This is a genomic window from Chryseobacterium vaccae (genome assembly GCF_009602705.1).
In the GTDB taxonomy this organism is placed as follows: domain Bacteria; phylum Bacteroidota; class Bacteroidia; order Flavobacteriales; family Weeksellaceae; genus Chryseobacterium; species Chryseobacterium vaccae.
In genome coordinates, this window is the sequence record NZ_VSWH01000001.1 from 5,079,536 (window position 1) to 5,103,005 (window position 23,470).

Sequence of the window (23,470 nt, forward strand, 5' to 3'; positions counted from 1 at the left end):
ATGATATGCCAGTTCAACCTTATATACCGACTGATGATCTGCTAAAACTGGAATTTTTAACAGATGGGAAAAATAACGGCCTTGACACGCTATTGAAAGATGCACAGGTGACCTTTGAACTGAATAAAATCCCTTTTGCCAAATTTACTTTTATAGCTCCAAATCCTGATGTAGAAGCTCCAGCTGGATCACCCACAGATCAGCTTAAAAAAGGACAGAAAATAGAAGTGAAAGTAACGGTGAATAAAAAACCTGAGACCCTGTTCAAAGGATTTATTAAGTCTGTTGAACGAAAAATCAGCGAAAGTGGAACTACCATAAAATTAGAATGTAAAGACGAGGCTTATCAACTGACTGAACCTTCTGAAAAACCAGATAACAGTACCGAAACTTTCAAAACAAAATTAGACGAATTTTTAAGTCAGGCCAATGTTGCCAATAAACTTCAGTCAAAAGGGCAAAGCTGGGAAAATGAAAAGATCACCCGTAATCTGCATACCCTTCCCTGGGATTATCTTGTAGGATTTCTAGATTCAGTTGGTCTGATGGTGAATGTAAGAAACGGGGAATTCAATGCTTTGGATATTTTAGAACCTGCTTCCGAAGAAAAGTATTGTGCAGAAAACGGAATCAATGTATTCTCATTTTCGTGCAGGGAAGATGAGACTAAAAAACTGAGCAAGGTGTCAATCGGCTATTGGGATCTTTCTTCTCAGGCTATGGAAAAAATTGAAACAGAACAGGAGGCTGAAAAAAATATAAAGACCCTTACCCTTAATGAAAGCCGGCTTTTAACCGCTACAGTGACAAGAATAGCAGATACATTTCTTAAAAAAAGCAGCCATACGGTAATTCAGGGTGAGCTTTTAACTTTCGGAAATCTGGAGGCTAAAGCAGGAGATTTCCTGAGCTGTAGTAAGGTGAATAAAGAAATTGATAAAAAGAAGTTGCTGATTAGCAAAGAGCACCACACCTTTGAAAATGGCAGCTGGAAAACCGAATATACTTTCGGAATAGAAACAGAACAGTCTTTTATTGAAACGAACTTTCCCTCTGTTCCGGCTCAACAGGCACAAACCGGGCAAGTCAATTCAGTAAGCGGATTACAGATTGGCGTTGTGACTCAGATTGAAGAAGATCCTGATAGGCAGTTCAGAATAAAAGTAAGAATACCCACACTCTCCGAAAAAGGAGAGGGGATCTGGGCAAGATTAGCCAGTGTATTTTCAGGAAAGAAAATGGGAAGTTTTTTAATTCCCGATGTAAATGATGAGGTTATTGTAGGATGCCTGGGAGATAATCCGGATACCCCTGTAATTCTGGGAAGTCTTTACAGCTTAAAGATTGAAATGCCGTTTCCCATTCAGAAAGAAAACTACATAAAAGGTCTGGTCACCAAAGAAGGGACTACCATACAGCTGGACGATGATAAAAAATCTATCGAACTCAGTACAAAAAAAGGGAACAAACTCCTGATCAGCGATGATAAAAAAGGCTTTGTATTGGAAGACCAGAATGGAAATAAGATCCTGATGAATGCCGACGGAATCACATTAGACAGCAGCAAAGACATCATTCTTAAAGCAAAAATGGATTTCAAAATGGATTCGGCAAAAGCGGCGCTTTCTGCGTCTGCCACAATGGATGTAAAAGGAGGAATCATAAAACTCAATTAATATGCCCGCAGCAGCAAGAACCAGTGACATGCATGTATGTCCGATGACTACAGGAACAGTGCCCCATGTTGGGGGACCCATTTTACCGGGAGGAAATTCTACTGTATTAATCGGAGGAATGCCCGCTTCGGTAGTAGGAGACAGTTGTGTTTGTACAGGGCCGCCAGATACCATCGTAAAAGGTTCGGCAACTGTACTTATTGGTGGAGTTCCCGCCGCAAGAATGGGAGATTCTACCGCACACGGAGGAACCATTGTTTTAGGCTGTCCCACAGTAATTATAGGAGATTAAAAAAAATAAGCATGAAAACAGATGACTTTTTGGGAAAAGGATGGGGATTTCCTCCGGCTTTTAATAGCATCACAGGAACGGTTGAAACGGTTTCCGGTGAAAAAGATATTCAGGAAAGTCTGCAGATTTTACTGAGCACACAGCTTACAGAAAGGATAATGCGGTCAGACTTTGGCTGCGATCTCACACCGCTTCTGTTTGAAAATGTAACCGTAACGCTCCTCACAAAAATTAAAGGCATTATTGAACATGCCATTCTGAAATATGAGCCAAGAATAGATTTGAATGATATTTATTTTGGTTCAGAAACCAATGCTACACAGGGGATAATCAGAATTGAAGTTGAATACACCATCCGCGCTACCAACTCAAGACTTAATTATGTGTTCCCGTACTATCTGGAAGAAGGAACTTTTATAAAAATCTGATGCCATGGAAAACTGTTCTTCAAAAATATCAATCCATCAGGGAATGGGAACAACCCAAAATGCAAGGTTTTTAGCAGCCTTACAGCCCTCTTATTTTCTTCTGGACGAAAGAGAAGAAATAGACTATGTGGTATTGGCTCAGAAAATGTCTCACTACCTCAGTTATTTCAATGAATCCGATTCCCAAAACGAACAAAGTGACTGGTCACCGTTTTTTGCTGTTGAATCTACCGCGGTTTTAGCACAGATATTCAAATGGAATATAGAGGACTATGAGAAAAAATATGAAAATGAAAAAAAATCCATTGCATTAATCAATGATGATAAAGAACAGAAAAAACGGATCCTGAACATTTTTGAAAAAATCCAGGATGATTTTATCCGTCTTACCGATAAAGTAAACAGGATAGATGACCGCATCTCAATAAAAGAATTTTTAGTAAGCTCTAAAATAAATATCGAAAAGCAGCTGAATGAGATCCTTTTAAGAATCACAGAAGCAGGTTCAATACTTACCTTACTGCAGAGTTATCGGCTCGATAAAAATATTCAGCAGCTTTTCGGCTTGCTGCTGTACTGGAAAAACAGCACCGGAGAGGCCTTTGCACAGCAATTGGAAAATTACCCTTCCCATACACCGCATTATGCCTTATTTCTGGCCTTTTTAAAGCTTCTGGGCATTGCAAAAAAACACCTGAATGACTTTACCAAAAGACATCTGGACTTCTATTACAAAGATATTTTAAAGCTGCTTCCACAAAAGGCACAGCCTGATTTTGTTCATTTGCTGATAGAGCCTGCTGCCGATAAAGAAGCTTTCCTCTTAGCAAAGAATACCATTTTTTCAGCAGGGAAAAATTCGCAGGGAAAAAATAAATTTTATGCTTCTACTTCAGATCAGGTGATTAATGCTGTGAAAATTAAATATTTCCTAAGTCATCATCTTGTTCAGAATACCTGGAAAAAGGCAGATTTGCTTCCCTTAAACGCGGCTAACATTCCATTCTCAGCTTTTCCATCTTCCTCAGAAAAAACCGAAATCGGCCTTCTTCTGGCAAGCCCGTTATTCTATATGAAAGGCGGAACAAGAACCATTATTTTAAAATTTAACCCTCATAGCTTAGATCCCAATTCATTCGACTTCTGGATCACTGGCGAAAAAAAATGGATAGAAATTACTAAGGAAAATAAAGAATTAACTGAGGATGAATACATTAAGCTTACTATTCCTGCTTCAGAAAAAGCGATTGTTCCGTTTAATAAAGAAATTCATACAGGAGAAGCTGTAGCCACATCACACCCGGTTCTGAAAATAATTCCCATAAATAATACCGAAAAAATTGACTGTAAAACACTTGAAATAGGAATCAGCGTAAGCGGGCTTAAAAATTTAATTGTTGCCACCGATACAGGAGTTGTAGATATTAATAAACCTTTCAGGCCTTTTGGAGATTTTCCCAAAAACGGAAACGGCTTCATTATCGGATGCAACGAATTTTTCATGAAAAAAAGAGCCGCTGCCCGGTTTTCAATAGAATCGGATGCGCTGTCATCTGCTTTGTCTATTGGCTCCGTTACCTATACTTTATTTAACTCAAGTTTACTTAACACTAATTTACTTAATACCAATATCCAGACTTTTAATAAAATATCAGCCATTCAGCCGTTCGCAGATACCAATATGCAGGCATCATTTAACTATTCCGGCATTCAGGCAGCTGATTTTGTCAACTCTATGTATATCTCCCTCATCCATCATTCTAAATTATTGGTAATGAAAAATGGGCAGTTTGTTAAAAGTGATCAGACCAATTTCAATTCCATTTATACCAACAACAGTCCCGTAAGTGAATATTCAGAAGATACGGTTCCTGATAAAGAAAGTATTTCGGGATATATAAGAATTCAGCTGGATGATACTAAATATGAAGGTGAAAAATTTATGCAGGATTATATAGCGGCTGCGAAATTACCCAATCCTGTTTTGCCGGCAGTACCTGTTATTCAGTCGCTGAACATGGATTATTCAGTCACCGAAACATATAGTTTCAGCCCTTCAGATGATCATCTTAATGTATTGGAATATTATCATCTTTTACCTTTTGGCTATGAAAAATTAAACCCAAAATCTTCCTTATCCTTTATCCCTGATTTACCGGGCCAGGGAGAAATCTATATCGGATTTGAAAATGCACAGCCAGGAAACGGATTGAGCCTTCTTTTTCAAATGGCGGAAGGAACAGCTAACCCAAGAAAAGAACCCGCAGGAATATCGTGGGCATACCTATCAGAAAATCAATGGAAATCAATAAATTCACACGATATAGGAGATGAGACTCTTGGGCTTTTGCAATCCGGAATTATTAATCTCACCATTCCTGAGTTTGACAATACAAAAACAGTTGTGTTACCAGGCCATCTTTTCTGGCTGCGGATTTCAGTCAGTGAACTAGACAGAATCTGTCATTTTGCAGGCATACACGAACAGGCCTTAAAAGCCGTTTTATTTGATTTTGAAAATAATGGAAGCGGTTTTCTTGAAATAACTCCGAAAGAAACCATTTCAAAACTCTATCAGCCTGATTCTTCCGTGAAAAAAGTAAAACAGCCATATCCTTCTTTTGGAGGAAAAAGGCAGGAAGAAGACAACCAGCTCTATCAACGAAGCAGTGAAAGGCTGCGACATAAACAACGGTCTATTACTTCCTGGGATTACGAAAGGCTTATTTTACAGGAATTTCCGGAAGTATACAGAGTAAAATGCCTGAATCATTACCGATATGATTCCAAAAGTGTTTCCAATGTTTCTGCAGGATATGTAACACTGATTCCCGTTGCCAAATCACCCGGTTCATCCACCGTTTGGGAATGGAAGCCATTACTGAGCCTAAGCACTTTACAGCGCATTAAAAACAGGATTACAGAATGGTGTTCCCCTCATGTGCGGTTATCTGTAAAACCTCCCATTTTAGAAAAAATACAGATCAGCTGTAACGTAAAATACAAAGACATTCCGGGTGCAGATACCCGTTTGTATGCCAAAATGCTGGCAGAAACAGTTAACCGCTATATCAGTCCGTGGGCGTACAGTGATCTTGATATAGATTTCGCAAAGAAAATAGAATTGTCTTCATTGATTCAGTTGATTGATAAACAGTCCTTCGTAGACTATATTATTGATTTTAAGGTCAATCAGCTTATTCTGGATGATGAAGAAAATACAGTAATAAAAAGACTCGAAGAAGTAAAGGAAATTGCTCCTCAGACAGACTATACTTTGTTCATTCCGAATGATTCCCACGAAATTAAAGAACTCCAAAAGAACTGCTAACCATGAATCCCGAATATTACATACCGTCAGAAAGAGTGCTGAAACCTTCACAGGATTATGATTTTCTGCGAAAAGAAGGATTAAAGCATATCGAAAAGCTGGGAAATACTTTCTGGACAGATTATAACGCGCATGATCCGGGAATCACCATTCTGGAGGTGCTTTCTTATGTGATCACAGAATTAGGATACAGAACAGATTTTGATATGAAAGATCTTCTGACCAGCTCCGGTGGGCAAATCCTGAACGGATCGTTTTTTACCGCAAGAGAAATAATGACCAATGCGGCATTAACGGAACTGGACTACAGAAAGCTCCTGATTGATATTGAAGGAGTTGCCAATGCCTGGTATCTGGCCTCACGAAAAGAAACCGATACATTGGGATATCATCTGCCTCATCCGGCGGAGCAAAAAGTATATATCAATGTTTTATCAGATAAATTAAGCTTTGAATCCAAGGATAAAAACAATAAATCGCTGGAGCAGCTGTCTGTAAGAGGTTTAAATAAAATCATAGTGGAGCTGGATGAAGATCTGGTTCTCGGAGATCTCAATACCACAGAACTTAAGTTTGCATTTTTAAGTTCCTCACGCTGGGTGCAGGTCAACATTACCCCTGATTTTTCTTCATGGAATGATCCTAAAGCATTCCTCCTGAGCAAAATGGATAAACCCTTCAAAATAAAAAATAAAAAAGTAGAAATAAAAAATAATACTGTCGTTGTTACTGTTGAAAGAACAACCCAGATCAATGATATTTTAAAATTTACGATAGAACCTTTTGATCTGAATGAACTTCAGTTGGTAAAGGACCATTTCAGTACAGAAAAGCCAATTTGTGAGTTCATTACTTTGATGAAAGACAAAAAAACAACCGTTGACAGAACTTTTAGAAATATTCAGCAAAAACTACATCAAAACCGAAATCTTACAGAAGATTTCCTGTGTGTTGAAACCATCAAAAGTGTTGAAATAAGCTTCTGCGTTGATGTGGAACTGGAAGCTGAAACAAATGCCGTAGAAGCAATGGCTCAGATCCAGATGGCGATTGAAAAGATCCTCAATCCTCCGGTTCGTTTTTACACGCTTTCACAATTAATGGAGCAGGGATTATCTTCCACTGAAATATTTTTAGGTCCCAAATTAGAACACGGTTTTCTTAATGATGATGAACTTCGGAAAGCCCGGCTTCCGGGAAGTATTCATGCTTCGGACATTATTGCTGCTATCATGGAAATTAAAGGTATAGCCTCTGTGGAAAACCTTCTGATGACTGCTTATAATTCTTTGGGACAGCCGATTACCGGAAGTATGAACCAAAAATGGTGTCTTCATCTGTCCGGAGAAGAGAAACCTTTATTTTCTGCCGGAAAATCAAAAATACTGCTGTTTCAGAAAAATATTCCTTTTCTCTTATCCGAAAACAGTCAGATGATGGTTGACCAGAAAGTACAGCAGCTTAAAGCCCAGATCAGAAATTACAAACTCTATTCTGTTCAGAGCGATTTGCCTGTACCCAAAGGACAGTTTTACCAATTGAATGAATATTACAGCATTCAGGAAGAATTTCCGGTGAATTACGGCTTGGGAGCTAACGAAATTTCAGATAAAGCTCCCGAAAAAAGAAAAGCTCAGGTGAAACAGCTAAAGGCATATCTCCATTTTTACGATCAGCTGCTGGCAGATTTTTTCAGCCAGCTGTATCAGGCGAAGAACATTTTAGGGACAGATCCCATATCATATACTTATTTCCCGAATTATCTGGATAAAAACCCGAAAACAGGAAAAGATTTCTATGCAAAAGAAGTGTACAGAACCGATTTTAAAAACGCGTTATTAAACGGAGAATCTGAGTTTGATATATCCCTGGAAGAATCACAAACGGTTTTTAATGACAGACGAAACCGGGCTTTAGATCATTTGATGGCACGTTTCAGTGAAAGCTTTAATGACTATGTATTTATGATGTACAAAGTAAGTCAGGATTCTGGAGGAATGGGAGAAATGTCTTTTCAGCCTCATGACCTGATTCAGGATAAAGAAGCATTCTTAAAAAATTATGCAGAAATAAGCTCCGAAAGAGGGCTGGGAATCGATTATCTCAATGCGAAAATTAATGGCGATGAGTTTAATTATCAGGACTTTTGGAAAGGCGACCACAGAGGAGGTTATGAAAAAAGGACAGCAAGATTACTGGGAATTAATAATCTCGGATTAAGAGATATTGCTACAGAAGATGAGGTTCAGACCCAATGGACACTACCTGTGAAAATTGATCAGAAGTCAGTAGTCTGTGAAATTGTTAAGCCTTCAGTAGATTTAGAAGAAAAATGGAAATGGACACAGCAGAATTTATTGAATACAGAGGTTTATTTCATTGATAAACGAACGTATACTGTTACGAATAAAATCACCAAAAAGAAAGAAAAAGAAGACCGCTTTTTCATCTATTTAGGCAATGATCCTAAAAAAATAGCGACCATAGATAAAACCTTCAAAAGCTATGACGAAGCCTCAAAATTTTTGTATCAGTTGATTCAGGCTCTGAATGAAGCCTATGAAAACTTCTACTGCCTGGAGCATATTTTACTCAGACCTTTTCCACCATTTAATCATGACGAAGAAGATCTACTGTCCGTCTGCTTAAAAGATGACTGTAAAGACGAAGCTAATAACGATCCCTATTCCTTCAAAGCAACCATCGTTTTGCCGGGATATTTGTCGAGATTTAAAAATATGACTTTCAGAAGATATGCAGAACAGATTTTCCGCCAGGAAGCTCCCGCTCATGTTTTATTGAAAATTTGCTGGGTAGGATATGAGGATATGCTGAATTTCCAGAAAGCGTATAAGAACTGGATAGAAAACTACAGACATTTCAGGCTTAAATACTGCAGTAAAACCTTAATTAAAAAAGACTTTTTCATTTTTAGCCAGCATCATAAAGAGCTGATAAAAAGACTCAGTGAGCTCAACACCATTTATCCCGAAGGAAATTTATATGACTGTAAGCTCAGCGAAACCACCAACCCGATTGTATTAGGTAACACCTCATTAGGAACTCTTTAAAATTTACTATCATGAAAACTCAAAATCCTTCCAAATATCCTGTTTTTGAAGCCGACCAGGTTTTAAGCCAGAAACACCTGAATCGCGCTATAAGTTACCTTGAAGAACAAGACCGGCTTACCCGGGTCGGAGGCATTGGTATTGGCATTGTCTGTGGTTTGGAAATTTCGCAGCCACAGCCCAATCAGATCACCATAAGCTGCGGTACAGCCATTACTTCCTTAGGGTATCAGATCAATTGGGAAGAAAAAACTTTCAGCTATTATCATCCCGTAGAACTATCTGCTGATTTTTTAGCACCTAAATTTATTGATGGAGAATATCTGGATCTTACCTTACCTCATGCCCAGAAATATGAACCGTTAAAAAATTCCATAGAGCTTTTACCTACCAATACACTGGAAGTAGACAGGATAACCATTCCTGATCAATTCTTCAAAGATAAAATAGTCATTCTCCTTCTGGAAACCTCACTGATTGACGAGAAGAATTGTGTGACAACAAACTGTGATGATAAGGGAAAAAGAATAGAATTTAAAATAAGACCATTACTGGTTTCAGTGAATCAGTTAAACGCTTATCTGTTTCCGGAATATCCGGGAGCTGTGAATCTGGAGAAAATTTCACTGCCGAGATATAATGTTCCTTATAGTCCGCTGGTAACAGGTTCCGATGTTTTAAATGAATTTAAAAAGAATCTGTCTGACTCCGTAATCAGCAGTATTTCAGATAAAATAAGTCTGGCTTACAAAAAATACCAGTCAATAATCAGCAATATCGTTGATTTTAATATCCTGGATAATCCTAAAACCACTCTGGAAACGACTATTAATGCCCATAAAAACAGTATCAATGTTCAGTATTTATGGGATTGGATATCAGATATTGCTTCTGCCTACAATGAAATCATAGCATTTAATGAGCAGAACCCGTCCCTGTGTTGTGTGGATGAAATCCTGTTTCCTTTCCATGTCGTATTAGGACAGGTAAATAGTAATAATCCGAATTACAGAACTCCGTTTTTCTCAACCCAAAATACGTCTTTAAAAAACAATCGGAAAAGAAAAGAGCTGTCCCTGTTGTTTGAAAGGCTGGTTCATCTGATCAGATTCTGGAAAATACAGAATAACGGTATTAAAGTGACGCCTTCTGTTTACGGAGATATTCCGCTTTCCAAAAAATCAATTCCCTATTATTATGACCATATTTTAGAACTCAACAGAAAATGGAGTCCTGGAAAAACAATTAAAAATAAAAATAAAGAAATTCTTTCCTATCATTCGGAAACTACCAATTATACCCATTTGGATACGGTGAAAAAACCTTTGCTTTATGATCTTGAAAAGTTTAATTTTTTCAATATTGAAGGGCATCTGGGCAGAAAATATACCGAGGTGGCGGAAGAACTGAATATTCTGAAGAACAGCTACAGCCTTCCCTTTAAAATCACGGCTTTGAATGCTACGGATTTTACAGGGAAAATACTGGACATCTCAAAATTTGAAGGGAGATGGGATGATCTGGAGACCGATTATGATCTGGCCAGAAAAAGATTATATAATATCACAGAATTTGTGGTTAACTGGATTACGAATAATAAAGTAACCCTGGTAAAGCAAAAATTATTGGCGGCAGAAAGCATTGATAACTTAAAAAGCATTTTAAGCCAGATTAAAAACCTGCTGCCGAATGATTTAAAAGATTTCCTTCCCAATTTTGTTAGCTTTAATCAGGTTTTCAAACAGCTGAACCAGACTTTCCTCATTCACAGATGGTGTATTCAGTTTACAAAACCTACTTTATCAACGGCAGCCGAAGATCTGATTGACAGATTTGATGATATTAATGAACTCTTCTTAGAAGATCCGTTTGCCGTAATTTATGAGGAAGCCCAAATCCGATGGCAGAAGATTTACAAAGATATTTTCTTCTCTACTTTTATTCAGAAGCATCCGGGAATAGAGCATAAAGCCGGCGTTACCAAAGGCGGAACCTTTATCCTTGTCTATGTAGATTCCACCATTTTTAAAGCGGTAAAACCAATCCTGCCTTACACTCAGCTGCTGACTTTGCTCACCAGCTATCAGGAGAATTTTACACAGGTTCCGGTAAGTATAAAACAGGAAATTAAAGCGAGCATCAATTTTAAAGATTATACCACCCAGATTATTGCTCCACCCATAGAAGAGCTCGATAAATGCAAACAAGAAACCGAAAACATCAAAGCCAATATCCTGAAACTGGCGGACCTTAATATGTCTCCGGCCTACACCAAAGAGATGAAGACTTATTTATTGAAAAATCTGTCTCATGCCATACAGTTTCAGGTAGGTACCTCTTCAGATATTCCCAATCAGCAATTGGTGATCGCAGATTTTTTCCTTCCTTATCTCTGCTGTGGAGAAGGCAGTGCCATTGAGATTAAAATTGAAAAAACCGAACCTCTATCTATTGCATTGAAGACATTACAATACTGCAACACAGACGATAAAGAATATGAAATTATCATAAAAGGAAAATCTGGCGGAACTTTTTCAGGCACGGCAAAAGGAGCGGTAGTTCAGAAAAGTGATAAATACTTTTTAAAGCCTGGCCACACTTCCATCAAAAAAGAAGGAAAATATACCTTACAATATGAAAGTGAAGGGGAACTGAGCAACACCTTAGAAATTGAAATTTCTGAACCTAAAAATATAACCAATTGGAATGCAGTAAGAAATTCTCAGAATGCAGCAGCTTTTGAACTGATCAATGCAGACCAGAAGGATAAAAAGCAATATGAGATTGATTTTGGAGATCAGTCAGACAAAATAACGACCGATAAAAAAGTAGTGGCACACACTTTCCCGTTCAACGAAAAAGTGAAAATGTTTACCGTAAATATTAAACAGCTGGGCGGAATCTGCCCAAATACACAACAAATCATCGTGAAAGTCGGAGATTTTAATTACCCTGATTTTAATGATAAAGATTTTGATACTCAACAATAATAATCACAACTAAAAACAAAGATCATGGCAACAAGAGCGCAGGTAGAAGCAAAAATAGCAGGAATTACCGATGGAGGAAACAACACCGCAGCAGAAGTACGGGCTGTACTTACTGATTTATTGAATTATACAGAAAATAATCTGGAGGGTTTTGAAATAGCTCCGGATACAATAATAGATACTAAAACTTCACGATATTTTTATTCATTTAAGGGAGTGAAAAATTATTCATGTAGTTTATATTTTATTTTTCATAAAGTTCGGGAAGGTGAAGGAAACCAGATTAAAATTGAATTAACAGAAGAAGAGTATAATTTACTTTCAGGTTTTATACCTCTTTATATGTATTCAGGAAAAGAGAAAAGATATGATCTCTTAGTTTTTAAAGTTCCAATTGTTGTATTTGAAAAAATTGACGAAACTCCCTTTACAATTGCCCTGACTATTGAAACTGATAAAATCAAAAGATATTTTGTTGTCATAGGTCTGTCACTGAATGACAATAATGCATTCGTTTCAACATCTATCGCTTTAAATTATAAAGAAAATACGATTATAAATGATATGTATTTAAATACTAAAAATAAAAAAGATGCTACCAGGGTTGCCAATGAGGGTGAAAATATACTCGATGCTTTTATTAAAAAATAATTTTAAATACTATGCACCTTCTTCAAAAACATACAATAGATATTCAATGCAGCTCTTTATCATTAGGAAAAGAGGTCCAAAATACTTTATCTGATGTGTTGGAGAAAGATTTTTATCCGAAACTGGAACTCATTTTAAGCCGGTATTCAATAGAAAATTACGAATGGGAAATAGAGTGTTTATCAGTAGATCTTCCGGTAATTTCCCCAAAAGACTGGGAAAAAGAACTTGTAGCCCAGACTTTATCCCGGATTGAAGAATATCTCAAAGATCATTTCCCCGTTTTGGAATTGAATGCATCAGAAGAAAAATTAGAAAACTTCGGATGGGAATCACAGGGAAAATATGCTGAGACGCTATTTTTTGATTATTTAAAAACAGGAATGATCAGAGAAAATTCATACTCGAAAAATATAGATGAAATTGTTGAGGCAGTTGAAATTTCCAAAGAATTTATTAGAAAAATCATTGAACTTTTCTTTGAAAACAGAAATACAATCATCAGGTATTATTTTAACACGAACGATTCTTTTAAACAGAGAATAAGCACTGAAATTTCAAAGTATTCAATGACTGAGTCTTTAATCATTTTTTTTAGTTCACCATTGAAATTTTCTTCAGTAGAAGAGCTTCAGGCCTGGATTGAAAGCTTGGAATTATTTTCTGAAACCCCGAAGAAAAAAGACTTTCCGTCCAATGAGCGGGAGAGTGCTGAAAGTTATAAAAAATCAGATCAAAAGGATCCGGAAGAAAATAAGAAAAATAAAGAAGAACGAATTGACAACCAGCATGAAAAATTACAAAATAAAGGCTTGAAAAAAGAACAGAATAAAAATCAAAATTCCGGTACACAGAAAAGTACTGGTAATGTTGATAAGGAAAACAAAGCAGCTGTTCGTGATGTTTTAATCAATAAAGAGCCAGGAACCGGTAAACTGGTTTTACCGTCTTCCGGCATCTATATAGACAATGCCGGACTGGTTATTCTGCATCCGTTTCTTCCCAATCTTTTTCAAAAACTGAATTTGTGTGAAGAAGAAGTCTGGAAGAATAAACAAAGCCAGCACAAAGCCGTTTTATTAACCCAATATTTAGTTACGGGGCAGGAAGTTTTCTTTGAAAATGAACTGGTTTTAAACAAATTGATGTGCGGTTTTCCCATAGAAATCGTGGTCAATACAAAACAAAAGATCAGCAGGAAAGAGAAAGAAATCTGTAAAGATTTATTATCCGCTGTTATTGAGCATTGGAATGTACTGAAAGGTACATCAACAGAAGCGCTCAGAGAAACTTTTTTACAGAGAGCCGGAAAGCTGTCGGTATCAGAAACTCATTCTGCAGAGCTTTGGGTAGAAGAAAAAGGAGTAGATATTTTATTAGACAGCTTACCATGGGGAACAGGGATGATCCGGACCCCCTGGATGGAAGAATTTCTGATGGTTTACTGGAATTCCTAGCCAGCAGTGAAAATGGAATGAGAAAACGAAAATAACCTGAAAATCAATTGAGATGGAACAAGCTGAAAAACAGAAACAGACAGGCCCGAAAACTCAGAACAGCAAGAAAAATTCTTTTTTTGCCAAGAAAAGCTCACCCTTAAAAATTGCTTCTAAAAATGATCCTAAGGAAAAAGAAGCAGATTCTGTTTTGAGTTCACTCGAAAAAAATAATTCTCATTTATTTTCATCCCATAATGAAAGCCGGATCAACAGGAAAATCAAAGACGAAACCAAAGATGAAAATGATGACTTTGATGCTCCTGAATTAGTAGAAGACGTTTTGCAGGAATCAGGCAGTAATTTACCTGATGAAGCCATACGTTATGTTGGACGGTATTTTTCTTATCATTGGTCAGATATAAAAATCCATACCGACAGAAAAGCGAATATAGCAGCAGAAAGCATCAATGCGAGGGCATTTACCTATAAAAATCATATTGTTTTTAATGTTGGAGAATTTAATATGAATACCGTTCAGGGAAAGAAAATTCTTCTCCATGAAATCATCCATGTCATTCAGAATCATTCTGCAAACAATAAGATTTACAGATACACTATTGAAAAAAATGAAGACGGAACCGTGAAAGAAGCGCCGGCAGGAGAGTTGATCAACATTAATGTAACAGACTTTGATCTGCCAAGAGACAAAGGCAATGTAAAAGATAAATATGATGCCTATGTCGGACAGCTTTTTTCGGTGGTTGATTTAAGCAATGCCAATAATAAAAGAACATTTCATGATACAAGACGCCAAGACCTGGTGAATAAATGGAAAACTAAAGTGACCTGGGATAATATAGACGCCACCCAGCTTGATAAAGATCAGAAGAAATTGTATTATTCTGTAAAAGCTTCTTTAGATCAGAAAGACATCAACGATGGAGCTGAAATTTATAAAAAATGGACAAACAATATCGATCATATTATTGAATTACAGCTAGCGGGAAGTGATGGTATAGACAATCTGCAGATTTTGCCCAGTGATCCTAACCAGAAATCCGGGAGGGCAATTAATGAAACAATCGGAAAGATTACTGAAGAATTTAAAAGTGCTAAACCCGCCAATTATTATAAAACATCAACCCAGCAGCTGAAAGTCAACATTCAGTCGGTTGCTTTTACAGGAACCGCTTTTCCGGATATCAACGGGATAGAATTTCCTCTGGAAACTAAGCTGCAGGCCCTGAAAGGGAAGAAAGAGATTAAAAAAGGCAAATTACAGTTTAAAGCAGGAGCCAATCCTGCCGATGCAGAGGTAGAAGATGAAAAGCTTAAACAGGATAAATTTGACGAACTGACACCTTCTACGATTAACAAGAGTTTTGCAAGGTTTATTCCTCTTATTCTTATTAAAAATATAGGTAAAAAAGGAAAAGAATTTGAAAGCAATTTTAACCCTCAGACGGGAACCCGGAAACTGCCTATTGAGATGCAGAGCAATTTAGAAAATTTTAATTTAAAGGCAGATGCAGAAAATAATTTAAAATTTTCACCCGCAGAAAAAAAGACTAGTGCGATTAAATTTTATTACCCCTATTTAAGCCCCGGTAAAATCACTTCATTAAAAGAAACCAATGGAGAAATTTCCGGAACAGCGAAAATATTCCCTACCGTTAAATTTATCAAAGAGCTGGATATTTATTTCTCTAAAGATGAGTTTAAAATAGCCAAAGACATCAAAATTACATCTCCCATCAAAGGCTTAAAGGTTACAGAGTCTAATATTTCATTGAACCTTTTCCCCGATTTTCAGGTTCAGGGAAGCATTTCATTTGCGGTAGGTAACGAGAAAAAGCCTCTTATGAAAGGAAAAATAGATGCCGGGGTAGATACTTCAGGATTTTTTGCCAAAGGAGATGGCGAGTTTTTTATCCCCAATGTAGACGAAGCCAAAACAAAAATTGAATATAAAAAAATAGATAACAAATATTCTTTGCTGGCCAGTGTCAATGCAAAAATAACCTCAAAAAACAATAAATTCTTAAAAGGAGGAAACATTGAAGCCACTTACAGAGACGGAAAAGTGGAAGCCACAGGAAATATAGATTTAGATATTCCGCGTACTAAAAATACAAACATAAAAGTACAGTATGCCAATAATAACTGGTTAATCAAAGGAAAAACAACAATTTCTGTTCCTAAAATAAATGATGTAACCTTAGATATTCTTTATGATTTAAATAAAAATAAACTTACCGGAACCGGAGAGTCAGGCTTTACATACAAATCATTTAAAGGGCATATTAAAATAAAATATGATGACGGAAAAATTTCAGGAGATGGAACCCTGGATGTCACTAAAGGAAAAATAAAAGGAAATGCCAAAGTAAAACTAAGCCCCAACGGTAACCTTTCAGGAGAAGGAAATATTACGGTACAGCTGAAAAAAGATATTGAAGGAACAGCCGGAATTATTTTTGATGAAAACGGCAAATTTACGGTAAAAGGAAAGATCAAAGTACTGAAACCTTACACTTTATTTACCGGTAAAAAATTCGAAAAAACACTGTTGAATCAAGCGAAAAGCTTTCCATTACCAGGAGTTTCAGCAGGACCTATCGGCATACAGTTAGAAATAAAACTCGTTTCCATGTTCAAAGCGGGAATAGGCCCAGCAGAACTCAGAAACATTGAAGTGGAAGCCCAGTTTAATCCTTTTGAAGATGATAAAAATCCGTCCTTTAAATTTTCTACTACTTTGAATATTACTGCATTTGCAGAACTCTCAGCTTCTATTCAAGCGAGTATTGTGCTTGATGCGCTTATTGCTAACCTTAAAGGGGGGATAAGACTAACAGGAATTATGAGGCTGAATGCCGGGGTGAATTCAACACTAACGTTGGAGTATGCTAACGGAATATTTGTTGTAAATTCCAATCTGGCTGCCCTTTTAGCCCTAATTTTACTCTTGAATATAGAAGGGGTTGTAGAAGCTAATGTAGCAGGAGGCTACCTTGGGCACTGGGAAAAAAGCTGGCTGCTTAAACAGTTTTCTTACTCACCTCCGGGTCTCAATGTTGGAGTAAGCCTGCCCATCAGGTATGCTTCAAATGAACCGTTCAAATATCCGTCTATTAATGATTTTAAGATCATCGAACCTAAACTGGATTCAGAAAGCATGACCAAAGATACGGTAGGTAAAACAGGAGATGAAAAAAAGAAATAGTCTTGAATCCTGTATAATATAATGCTGGAAACTCACCAACAAACAACAAAAAAATGCCTTTTAAAATATTAAAATCCTATATTATTCAACAGCTTCTTTCTTTGGAAGACGCTCAGGAAGAATATGATTTCGGGAACTCATTTTCAGATGTTTTGCAAAGAGAGATCATGCATGAAGAAGCTGTGATCCTATTAATCGCATTGGTTCCTCACATATTGCCCCATTTTTTTGATGACATCATTAAAGAAGTTCATCCGGAAGGAGGGGAATTTCCCGAATTGGGAGGAATACGCTTAGAAAACCATAGAGGAATGATGCCAACAGGAGAAACAGTACAATATATTTTAGCGAATGATAATATTGAACAGCGTTTAAGAATTCAGCAGTTTTTTGAAACTTCTCATTGGTTTTTCAAAGATCAGATCCTTGCCTTGGATTTTGTAAAAGAAGGTGAGCCTTTAATGAGTGGAAGACTTATTTTAAAACCTGAAATAGTCCATTTATTATTATACGGTGAAAAATTAAAACCTAAATTCAGTCCGGATTTTCCTGCGAAAGAGGTGTTTACTTCCTTAGAATGGGAAGATCTTGTAGTTAGTCCTTCAATACAGGATCAGATTCAGCAGATGAGACTCTGGGTAAAACATCATCAGATATTGAAAGAAAGCTGGGGAATGGGTAAGCATATTCTTCCGGGATACAGAGCTTTGTTTTACGGGCCTTCCGGAACAGGGAAAACATTAACGGCTGCTTTATTGGGAAAAGAATTCGGCAGGGAAGTTTACCGGGTAGATTTGTCGCAGATTGTTTCAAAATATATTGGAGAAACAGAGAAAAATCTGGAAAAAATATTTACACAGGCAGAAAATAAAAACTGGATTTTAATTTTTGATGAAGCAGATGCGCTCTTTGGAAAACGTACCCAGACCAAATCTTCCAATGACCGGTATGCCAATCAGGAGGTGAGCTACCTGCTCCAGAGAGTGGAAAACTTTAACGGATTAATCATTCTCACCACCAATTTTAAAAATAACATAGATGATGCTTTTCTCAGAAGATTTAACTGCTTAATTCAATACAGCAGACCCGATATAGAAGAAAGAGCCTTATTATGGAGAAAAATCATCCCGTCATATATTCCTTTGGAAGACCCGGATATAGTATATAAAATTGCAGAAAAGTATGAATTAACGGGTGCTCAGATCGTTTCTGCCATTGCTTATGCTTGCCTGCAAGCCATTGATCAGAATGATTCAGTTCTTAAAAATGTATTCCTGGTAAAAGGGATTGAAATTGAATTTCAAAAAGTAGAAAAAACATTTAATCATTTATCCGATTAAGGCGATGACTTCCCACAATTTATTCTTTCACGTCATCATCTTTTTGGTCAACCATGTTTTTAATAATATTTTTCAGCCTCTGGAAAGTAAATGACCCCAGAAGCAGGAGAACCCCCAGGATGATAAAAGCTATAATTCTCGATACATTGTCCATTTCCCAGACATCATGACCGTAAAGTTTTAAAATCATGATTCCAATGAGAGTAAAACCGATTTTATTGTATTCGGAACTATTTCTTCTCAGACCGGTGTAAATGAAAATACAGGCAAGAATAGTCCAGATAATGGGAAGATAGAGCATGCTGAAATGTTCTTGTGCTTCATAGGAACGGGAAAGATCCCGCACAGTTCCCAAAATATAGATGTGATACAATCCGCAGCTTACTGCAATAACGAGAGTGGCCGAAATAACCCAGTAAGACAGTTTTGTTTTATAGAAACCTGTTTCAGGAGCAGCATTTCGGTAGATATAAATCAAGGGGATCCAATGCAGGAAATGGATCAGATAAAACCCGTAAGTAAGTTTCTTTTGCAAAACCGCAGTTACTACCGCCGACATAGAGAAAGAAGCTTGGGCAGCCAAAAGAAAAAGAAACAGATAGATCATTCCGGTCTGAATATCCTTGTCAATATCCAGTTTTTTTCTGAATAACAATAAGACGAAAATATAATAAATGCTGAACAGAAGCCCGGTGCTGGTAATCGCAGCCCATGGCATATCAGACATGTGATAAGTGATTTCGAGAAGAAGGGCAATATAGATAATACCATAACTGGTCAGTGCAAAAACATTTTCGAAAAAAGGGTCAGCCTGTTTTCCTTCCTGGCGGGTATTTTTTAGCAGAAACAGATTGATGATGGTTGAGGCAACAGTGACAAGACTCGTCAGAAATACCGGATTGAAAACAATGCTCATCGTACTGTTATTAAAGTAGGCTGACCAGGTCGTGATCTGCGCGATAATCACCAAAGGAAACAGAATATAAAAGCAGGTTTTGAAAATTCTGTGCCCAGTTTTTTTCCAGATAAAAAGCAGTAAAGTGGCTTCTATGGCCCAAACACTGGTGATAAGATGTGTTTTAAATTGAACAGCAATGGCCAGAGTGATGAGACTGATCGTAATTCCTGCAAAAACAGAATAAGCAGTACCAAAGCTTTTCTTTCCATATTCCCTGAAAAGCAAAATACCATTTAAAAGAGCAAAAACAATCGGGAAAATAATAGCAGGTTCATAGTGTAACTCATTAAAAATATAGATGAGACCCGTAAGACTGGAAAAGTTAATTAAAACAAGCATCAGTATTCCGGACACCGCCAGCGTATTTTTCTTAAGATATTCCTGAAGGGCAAAAATGTAAAAAATAATATAGCTGATCATATAAAAGACAATGCTCAACAGCTCAGGATGATCAGTAGTCCAATAAAAAAGATAGATACTGGTGAAAATATAAGCTGTCCATCCTACACTTTTCCAGTGCTTAAGAAAAACCACAGCAAGCATTCCTGTATTCAAAAGACTGAGATACGTAAAAAGGAAAGGGTAGTTGCTCTGGCCTGTACTGATCATTAAAGGAGCGGAAAAACCGCCAATCATTGAAAAAATAATTAGTATTTCGCTGTTATAGCGATAGGAAAGCAGAATAGACAGCAGGGTGATCAGTGAGGTGATGATAAATGCCGTATTCTGTGAAAAGAGATGGTATTCCCTGAAAGCAATCGTTGTTGTGAAATAGAGAACAGCAATTCCCCCACCCGTAATGATGGAAGCAAAAACAGCGTAGTTCTTTTTGAGTAAATGGCCGGTGAGCATTATTCCTGCACCTGCACCAAATCCGATAAGAGTTCTTGCAGTCTCTCCAATCCAATTCTTGTCAATAGCATATTTTACAAAATAACCAATACCAAGAACCAGAGTGAAAATTCCGAGAATCGTCAGGATATTTTGTTTAAAAAAATCAAAAACAGGAGCAGTCCAGTCTTTTCTCGGAAGGGAAGGAGTTTCTTCTGTTTTAATTTCTTGTAATTCCGTATTTTTGGGCGTTTCATATTCCCTGACCTGAGGAGTTTCGGTCGTGACATTCTGTTTCTGAGTATCAGCGGCTGGCTGGGATGGTTTACCAAGTCTGGAACTCAGCTCACGAACCTCATTCTCCAGTTTTTTAATTCTGGAACTCAGGCTGACAAAAATAGAAATGCCGGCGATAATGATTATAGTCAGGAGAACTGTTTCACTCATCGTTTAGTTTTTATCAGATATAAAGGTAATGTTTATGATCCTGATACCAAAAATTAATCCATCACTGTGGACGTGATGGATTAACCGTGTTGAGTAATTAAATTGTATGTTGATTAATTTGATACTTTATAGATATAAAAGTTGCCGACACTTGTTCCTAATACGTTGGCACTCACGAAACCTGATCCTGTAATGCCAAAGGAAACTCTATCGTTGGCTTGGAAGCTGTAAAGAGATGACACTTCGGCTTCAGAAATGGTCAAACTGAGTACAAGCGGAATAGTTATACCATTGAATGTACGGTTGTCTATAAGAGTGGCAACACCACTTCTTGTTCTCAGGATTCCAATTCCCGGACCTGTGGTGCCAAGGACTTCAGCCTGTACTCCAGCTCCGTAACGAAATGAAAATCCCACCTGATAAACCCCTGTTGAAGGAATGACATAGGAGTAATCCGTATCAGAGAATAAGGTACCGCTACCTATATTTCTTTCTGCAGCTAAGAAGTTGATTACCTTGAAATCTGTAGGGAAAATCTGTAAACTCAGAAGACTGAACCCTGTGGTTTTTTTTGCTGCAAATACAGTTGGGTTGGAAATAGAGTTAAAAAGGACTTGCGGGTCAACTTTGGATACCTGGGCACTTCCCTGGTTAAGAGCAAGAATGTCGTAGCCGGGTAGAGTAGCGGATGCGGGAATATCCCTTACTTTTACAGTTCCGTTAACATCTAATGTGGCAGAGGGAGTAGCTGTGTTTATCCCAACTTGGGAATATACGCTGATAGCAGTTAACGCTAAAGCTAAGCTGTAAATTTTAGTTTTCATGAGCAAATTTTTTTAATTAGTTTTCATTTTTACATAGAGTGAAAAATGCACTATGTTTTGTGATATATTTAAAGGTATGCTAAATATACTATTAATTTTTTAAACATATATTTATATATTGTTAAAATTTTACACATAAAATAGTTATTTATTTCTATTCAAAAATAAAAATCTCTGTATCTTAAGGATAATCAGAGGTTAGTTTATGATAACTGGAATAATGGAAAGTGGAGTAATTTCATTGTTTTGTGATAAAATAATGCGGATATAAGGACAATGACCTTGCTTTATAGATAGATAAAGGTGAAAAAATCATATGAAAATTCCCCAAAAATGATACTTCCGGGCCCGAATTGTGCCAAAATCAAAAAAAAACACTGCCGGAAGGCAGTGTTGATGGAGTAATTAAGGTGTATTTTTAGCTCTCTAAAAGGTATTCATTATAACTTCCAAGGAAATCAACTTGAGCGTTGATAGATTGAAGCTCCAGAAGAATATTCTCATGTAGAATACTGTTCCACCGGCCTTCTACATTAATAAAGAAAAAGTAATTACCGAGCCCTGTTTTTAACGTTCGGGATTCAATCTTGCTGAGGTTCATTTTTCGCCAGGCAAAAACAGAAAGAACCTGATGAAGTCCTCCCGGATGATCTTCAGGCAGATTGATCAGCATACCGGATTTCTCTCCAAGAATTTGTAATCTGTCATTTTGATAGTTGTTCTCTTGTTTGGAGATCACAATAAACCGGGTATGATTCTGTTCAAAATCCTGAATATTTCTGTTAATGATTTTCAGTCCGTATAAATTGGCTGCAAACTGATTGGCTACAGCTGCAATCCTTAGATCTTTATTTTCGGAAACATATTTTGCCGCCGCCGCTGTAGAAGAAAAATCCTGCCGCGTCACATCTTTATAATAGGTATCCAGAAAATGAAAGCTCTGGGCCAAAGCCTGTGGGTGGGAATGGATCTTTTCTAGATTCTCTATGCTGTTCTCCGGATGAATCATCAGGTGGTGGGCAATAGGCATTACCGCTTCTGCTTCTATTTTAATGGAAGGTGTTTTATATAAATAATCCAGCGTCATGGAAACAGTTCCTTCAATAGAGTTTTCCAATGGTACAACAGCTTTTGAAACTTCTCCCTGGTCTACCGCTCTAAAACAGTCTAAAATATTAGCCTGCGGAAGTAATTCTTCATCCGGGAAAAGCTGTGTGGCTGCAAGCTGTGTAAAACTTGCATGAGGCCCCAAAAATGCAATCTTCATATTAATATATAAGGTATAATTAAAAATACAAATGCAAAGGTGCAAATTAATTTCAGAAAAGAGTTCAATGTTGAATAGGTAAATTTAAATGTAAGACCAGGATGATATACCTTTTTTCAATATTGTAATTATCCTGATCTTCCTTGATCTGTAAATTATTTCCAATTGGCCTCAATCAATTCCATTAAAGCATCCGGACACTTGATGATTTTATTTGTTTTTGCATCCAGAAAGAAAAGAGTAGTGGAGGCTTCTGTGATTTTTATCATCTCTTCATTGTAAATTTCATACTCAAATTCAATTCTTACCCCGGGAATTTTTTTTACATAAGTATGAATTTCTAATTTTTGATCATACAAAGCTGGTCTCAAATACTTAATTTTGTACTCTGAAACAGGAAGCCAAATTCCTTGGTTTTCAATTTCATCGTATGACATTCCTATGCTTCGGAAGAGTTCTACCCTTCCAATTTCAAAGTACTGCGCATAGTTGCCGTAGTAGACATATTTCATAGGGTCTGTTTCTCCGTAACGTACTCGTATTGAGTGTGTTGTGTGTATCATTTTTAGTAATAAATTATACATACAAATATATTTTTAAATAATCAATACCCGCAATATTTTTTTTTAAAAAGAAAAAATTGGACCTTTGTCTTCCTTCTAAAAACAGTACTAACAAAGAATTAATCGGGGCAGAATA

The 23,470-nt window shown here is 36.9% G+C and carries 14 protein-coding genes; 10 read left to right on the top strand and 4 right to left on the bottom strand.

Translation table 11 applies throughout. The features are described from left to right. Positions 1-5 precede the first annotated feature (5 nt). From FW768_RS23275 to FW768_RS23320, 10 genes are read left to right on the top strand one after another with little or no spacing between them, the layout of a single operon-like run. A complete protein-coding gene (locus tag FW768_RS23275; RefSeq protein WP_153399690.1) occupies positions 6-1,676 on the top strand; it encodes a phage baseplate assembly protein V in 1,671 nt (556 codons plus the stop codon). 1 nt (position 1,677) lies between these two features. Beyond that, on the top strand, positions 1,678-1,968 hold the full coding sequence (locus FW768_RS23280; RefSeq protein ID WP_153399691.1) for a PAAR domain-containing protein: 291 nt from the start codon (positions 1,678-1,680) through the stop codon (positions 1,966-1,968). 11 nt (positions 1,969-1,979) lie between these two features. Beyond that, positions 1,980-2,396, top strand: a complete 417-nt coding sequence (locus FW768_RS23285) for a GPW/gp25 family protein (RefSeq protein WP_153399693.1) — start codon at positions 1,980-1,982, stop codon at positions 2,394-2,396. 4 nt (positions 2,397-2,400) lie between these two features. Then, positions 2,401-5,727 carry a baseplate J/gp47 family protein gene (locus FW768_RS23290; protein ID WP_153399695.1) on the top strand — a complete coding sequence of 1,109 codons (3,327 nt, stop codon included), beginning with the start codon at positions 2,401-2,403 and terminating at the stop codon, positions 5,725-5,727. A 2-nt stretch (positions 5,728-5,729) separates the two neighbouring features. After that, on the top strand, positions 5,730-8,798 hold the full coding sequence (locus FW768_RS23295; protein ID WP_153399697.1) for a hypothetical protein: 3,069 nt from the start codon (positions 5,730-5,732) through the stop codon (positions 8,796-8,798). An 11-nt stretch (positions 8,799-8,809) separates the two neighbouring features. After that, positions 8,810-11,788, top strand: coding sequence for a hypothetical protein (locus tag FW768_RS23300; protein ID WP_153399699.1), 2,979 nt, complete (start codon positions 8,810-8,812; stop codon positions 11,786-11,788). A 24-nt stretch (positions 11,789-11,812) separates the two neighbouring features. Beyond that, on the top strand, positions 11,813-12,439 hold the full coding sequence (locus tag FW768_RS23305; protein WP_153399700.1) for a hypothetical protein: 627 nt from the start codon (positions 11,813-11,815) through the stop codon (positions 12,437-12,439). Between the two features lie 11 nt (positions 12,440-12,450). Next, positions 12,451-13,896, top strand: coding sequence for a contractile injection system tape measure protein (locus FW768_RS23310; protein WP_153399702.1), 1,446 nt, complete (start codon positions 12,451-12,453; stop codon positions 13,894-13,896). Between the two features lie 52 nt (positions 13,897-13,948). Beyond that, on the top strand, positions 13,949-17,104 hold the full coding sequence (locus FW768_RS23315) for an eCIS core domain-containing protein (RefSeq protein ID WP_153399704.1): 3,156 nt from the start codon (positions 13,949-13,951) through the stop codon (positions 17,102-17,104). 53 nt (positions 17,105-17,157) lie between these two features. Next, positions 17,158-18,444 (top strand): ATP-binding protein, encoded by a 1,287-nt coding sequence (locus FW768_RS23320; protein WP_153399706.1) that lies wholly within the window; start codon positions 17,158-17,160, stop codon positions 18,442-18,444. 19 nt (positions 18,445-18,463) lie between these two features. On the opposite strand, the gene FW768_RS23325 is transcribed toward FW768_RS23320, so the two are convergent. The 4 genes from FW768_RS23325 to FW768_RS23340 all read right to left on the bottom strand — a co-directional run bounded on the left by FW768_RS23325 (position 18,464) and on the right by FW768_RS23340 (position 23,334). After that, complete coding sequence (locus FW768_RS23325) at positions 18,464-20,680, bottom strand: DUF2339 domain-containing protein (RefSeq protein ID WP_153399708.1); 2,217 nt, start codon at positions 20,678-20,680, stop codon at positions 18,464-18,466. A gap of 113 nt (positions 20,681-20,793) precedes the next feature. Further along, positions 20,794-21,504: a hypothetical protein gene (locus tag FW768_RS23330; protein ID WP_153399710.1), complete on the bottom strand. Its 711-nt coding sequence runs from the start codon at positions 21,502-21,504 to the stop codon at positions 20,794-20,796. A 418-nt stretch (positions 21,505-21,922) separates the two neighbouring features. Next, complete coding sequence (pheA, locus tag FW768_RS23335; protein ID WP_153399712.1) at positions 21,923-22,771, bottom strand: prephenate dehydratase; 849 nt, start codon at positions 22,769-22,771, stop codon at positions 21,923-21,925. 155 nt (positions 22,772-22,926) lie between these two features. After that, positions 22,927-23,334: an acyl-CoA thioesterase gene (locus tag FW768_RS23340; RefSeq protein WP_153399714.1), complete on the bottom strand. Its 408-nt coding sequence runs from the start codon at positions 23,332-23,334 to the stop codon at positions 22,927-22,929. Positions 23,335-23,470 lie beyond the last annotated feature (136 nt).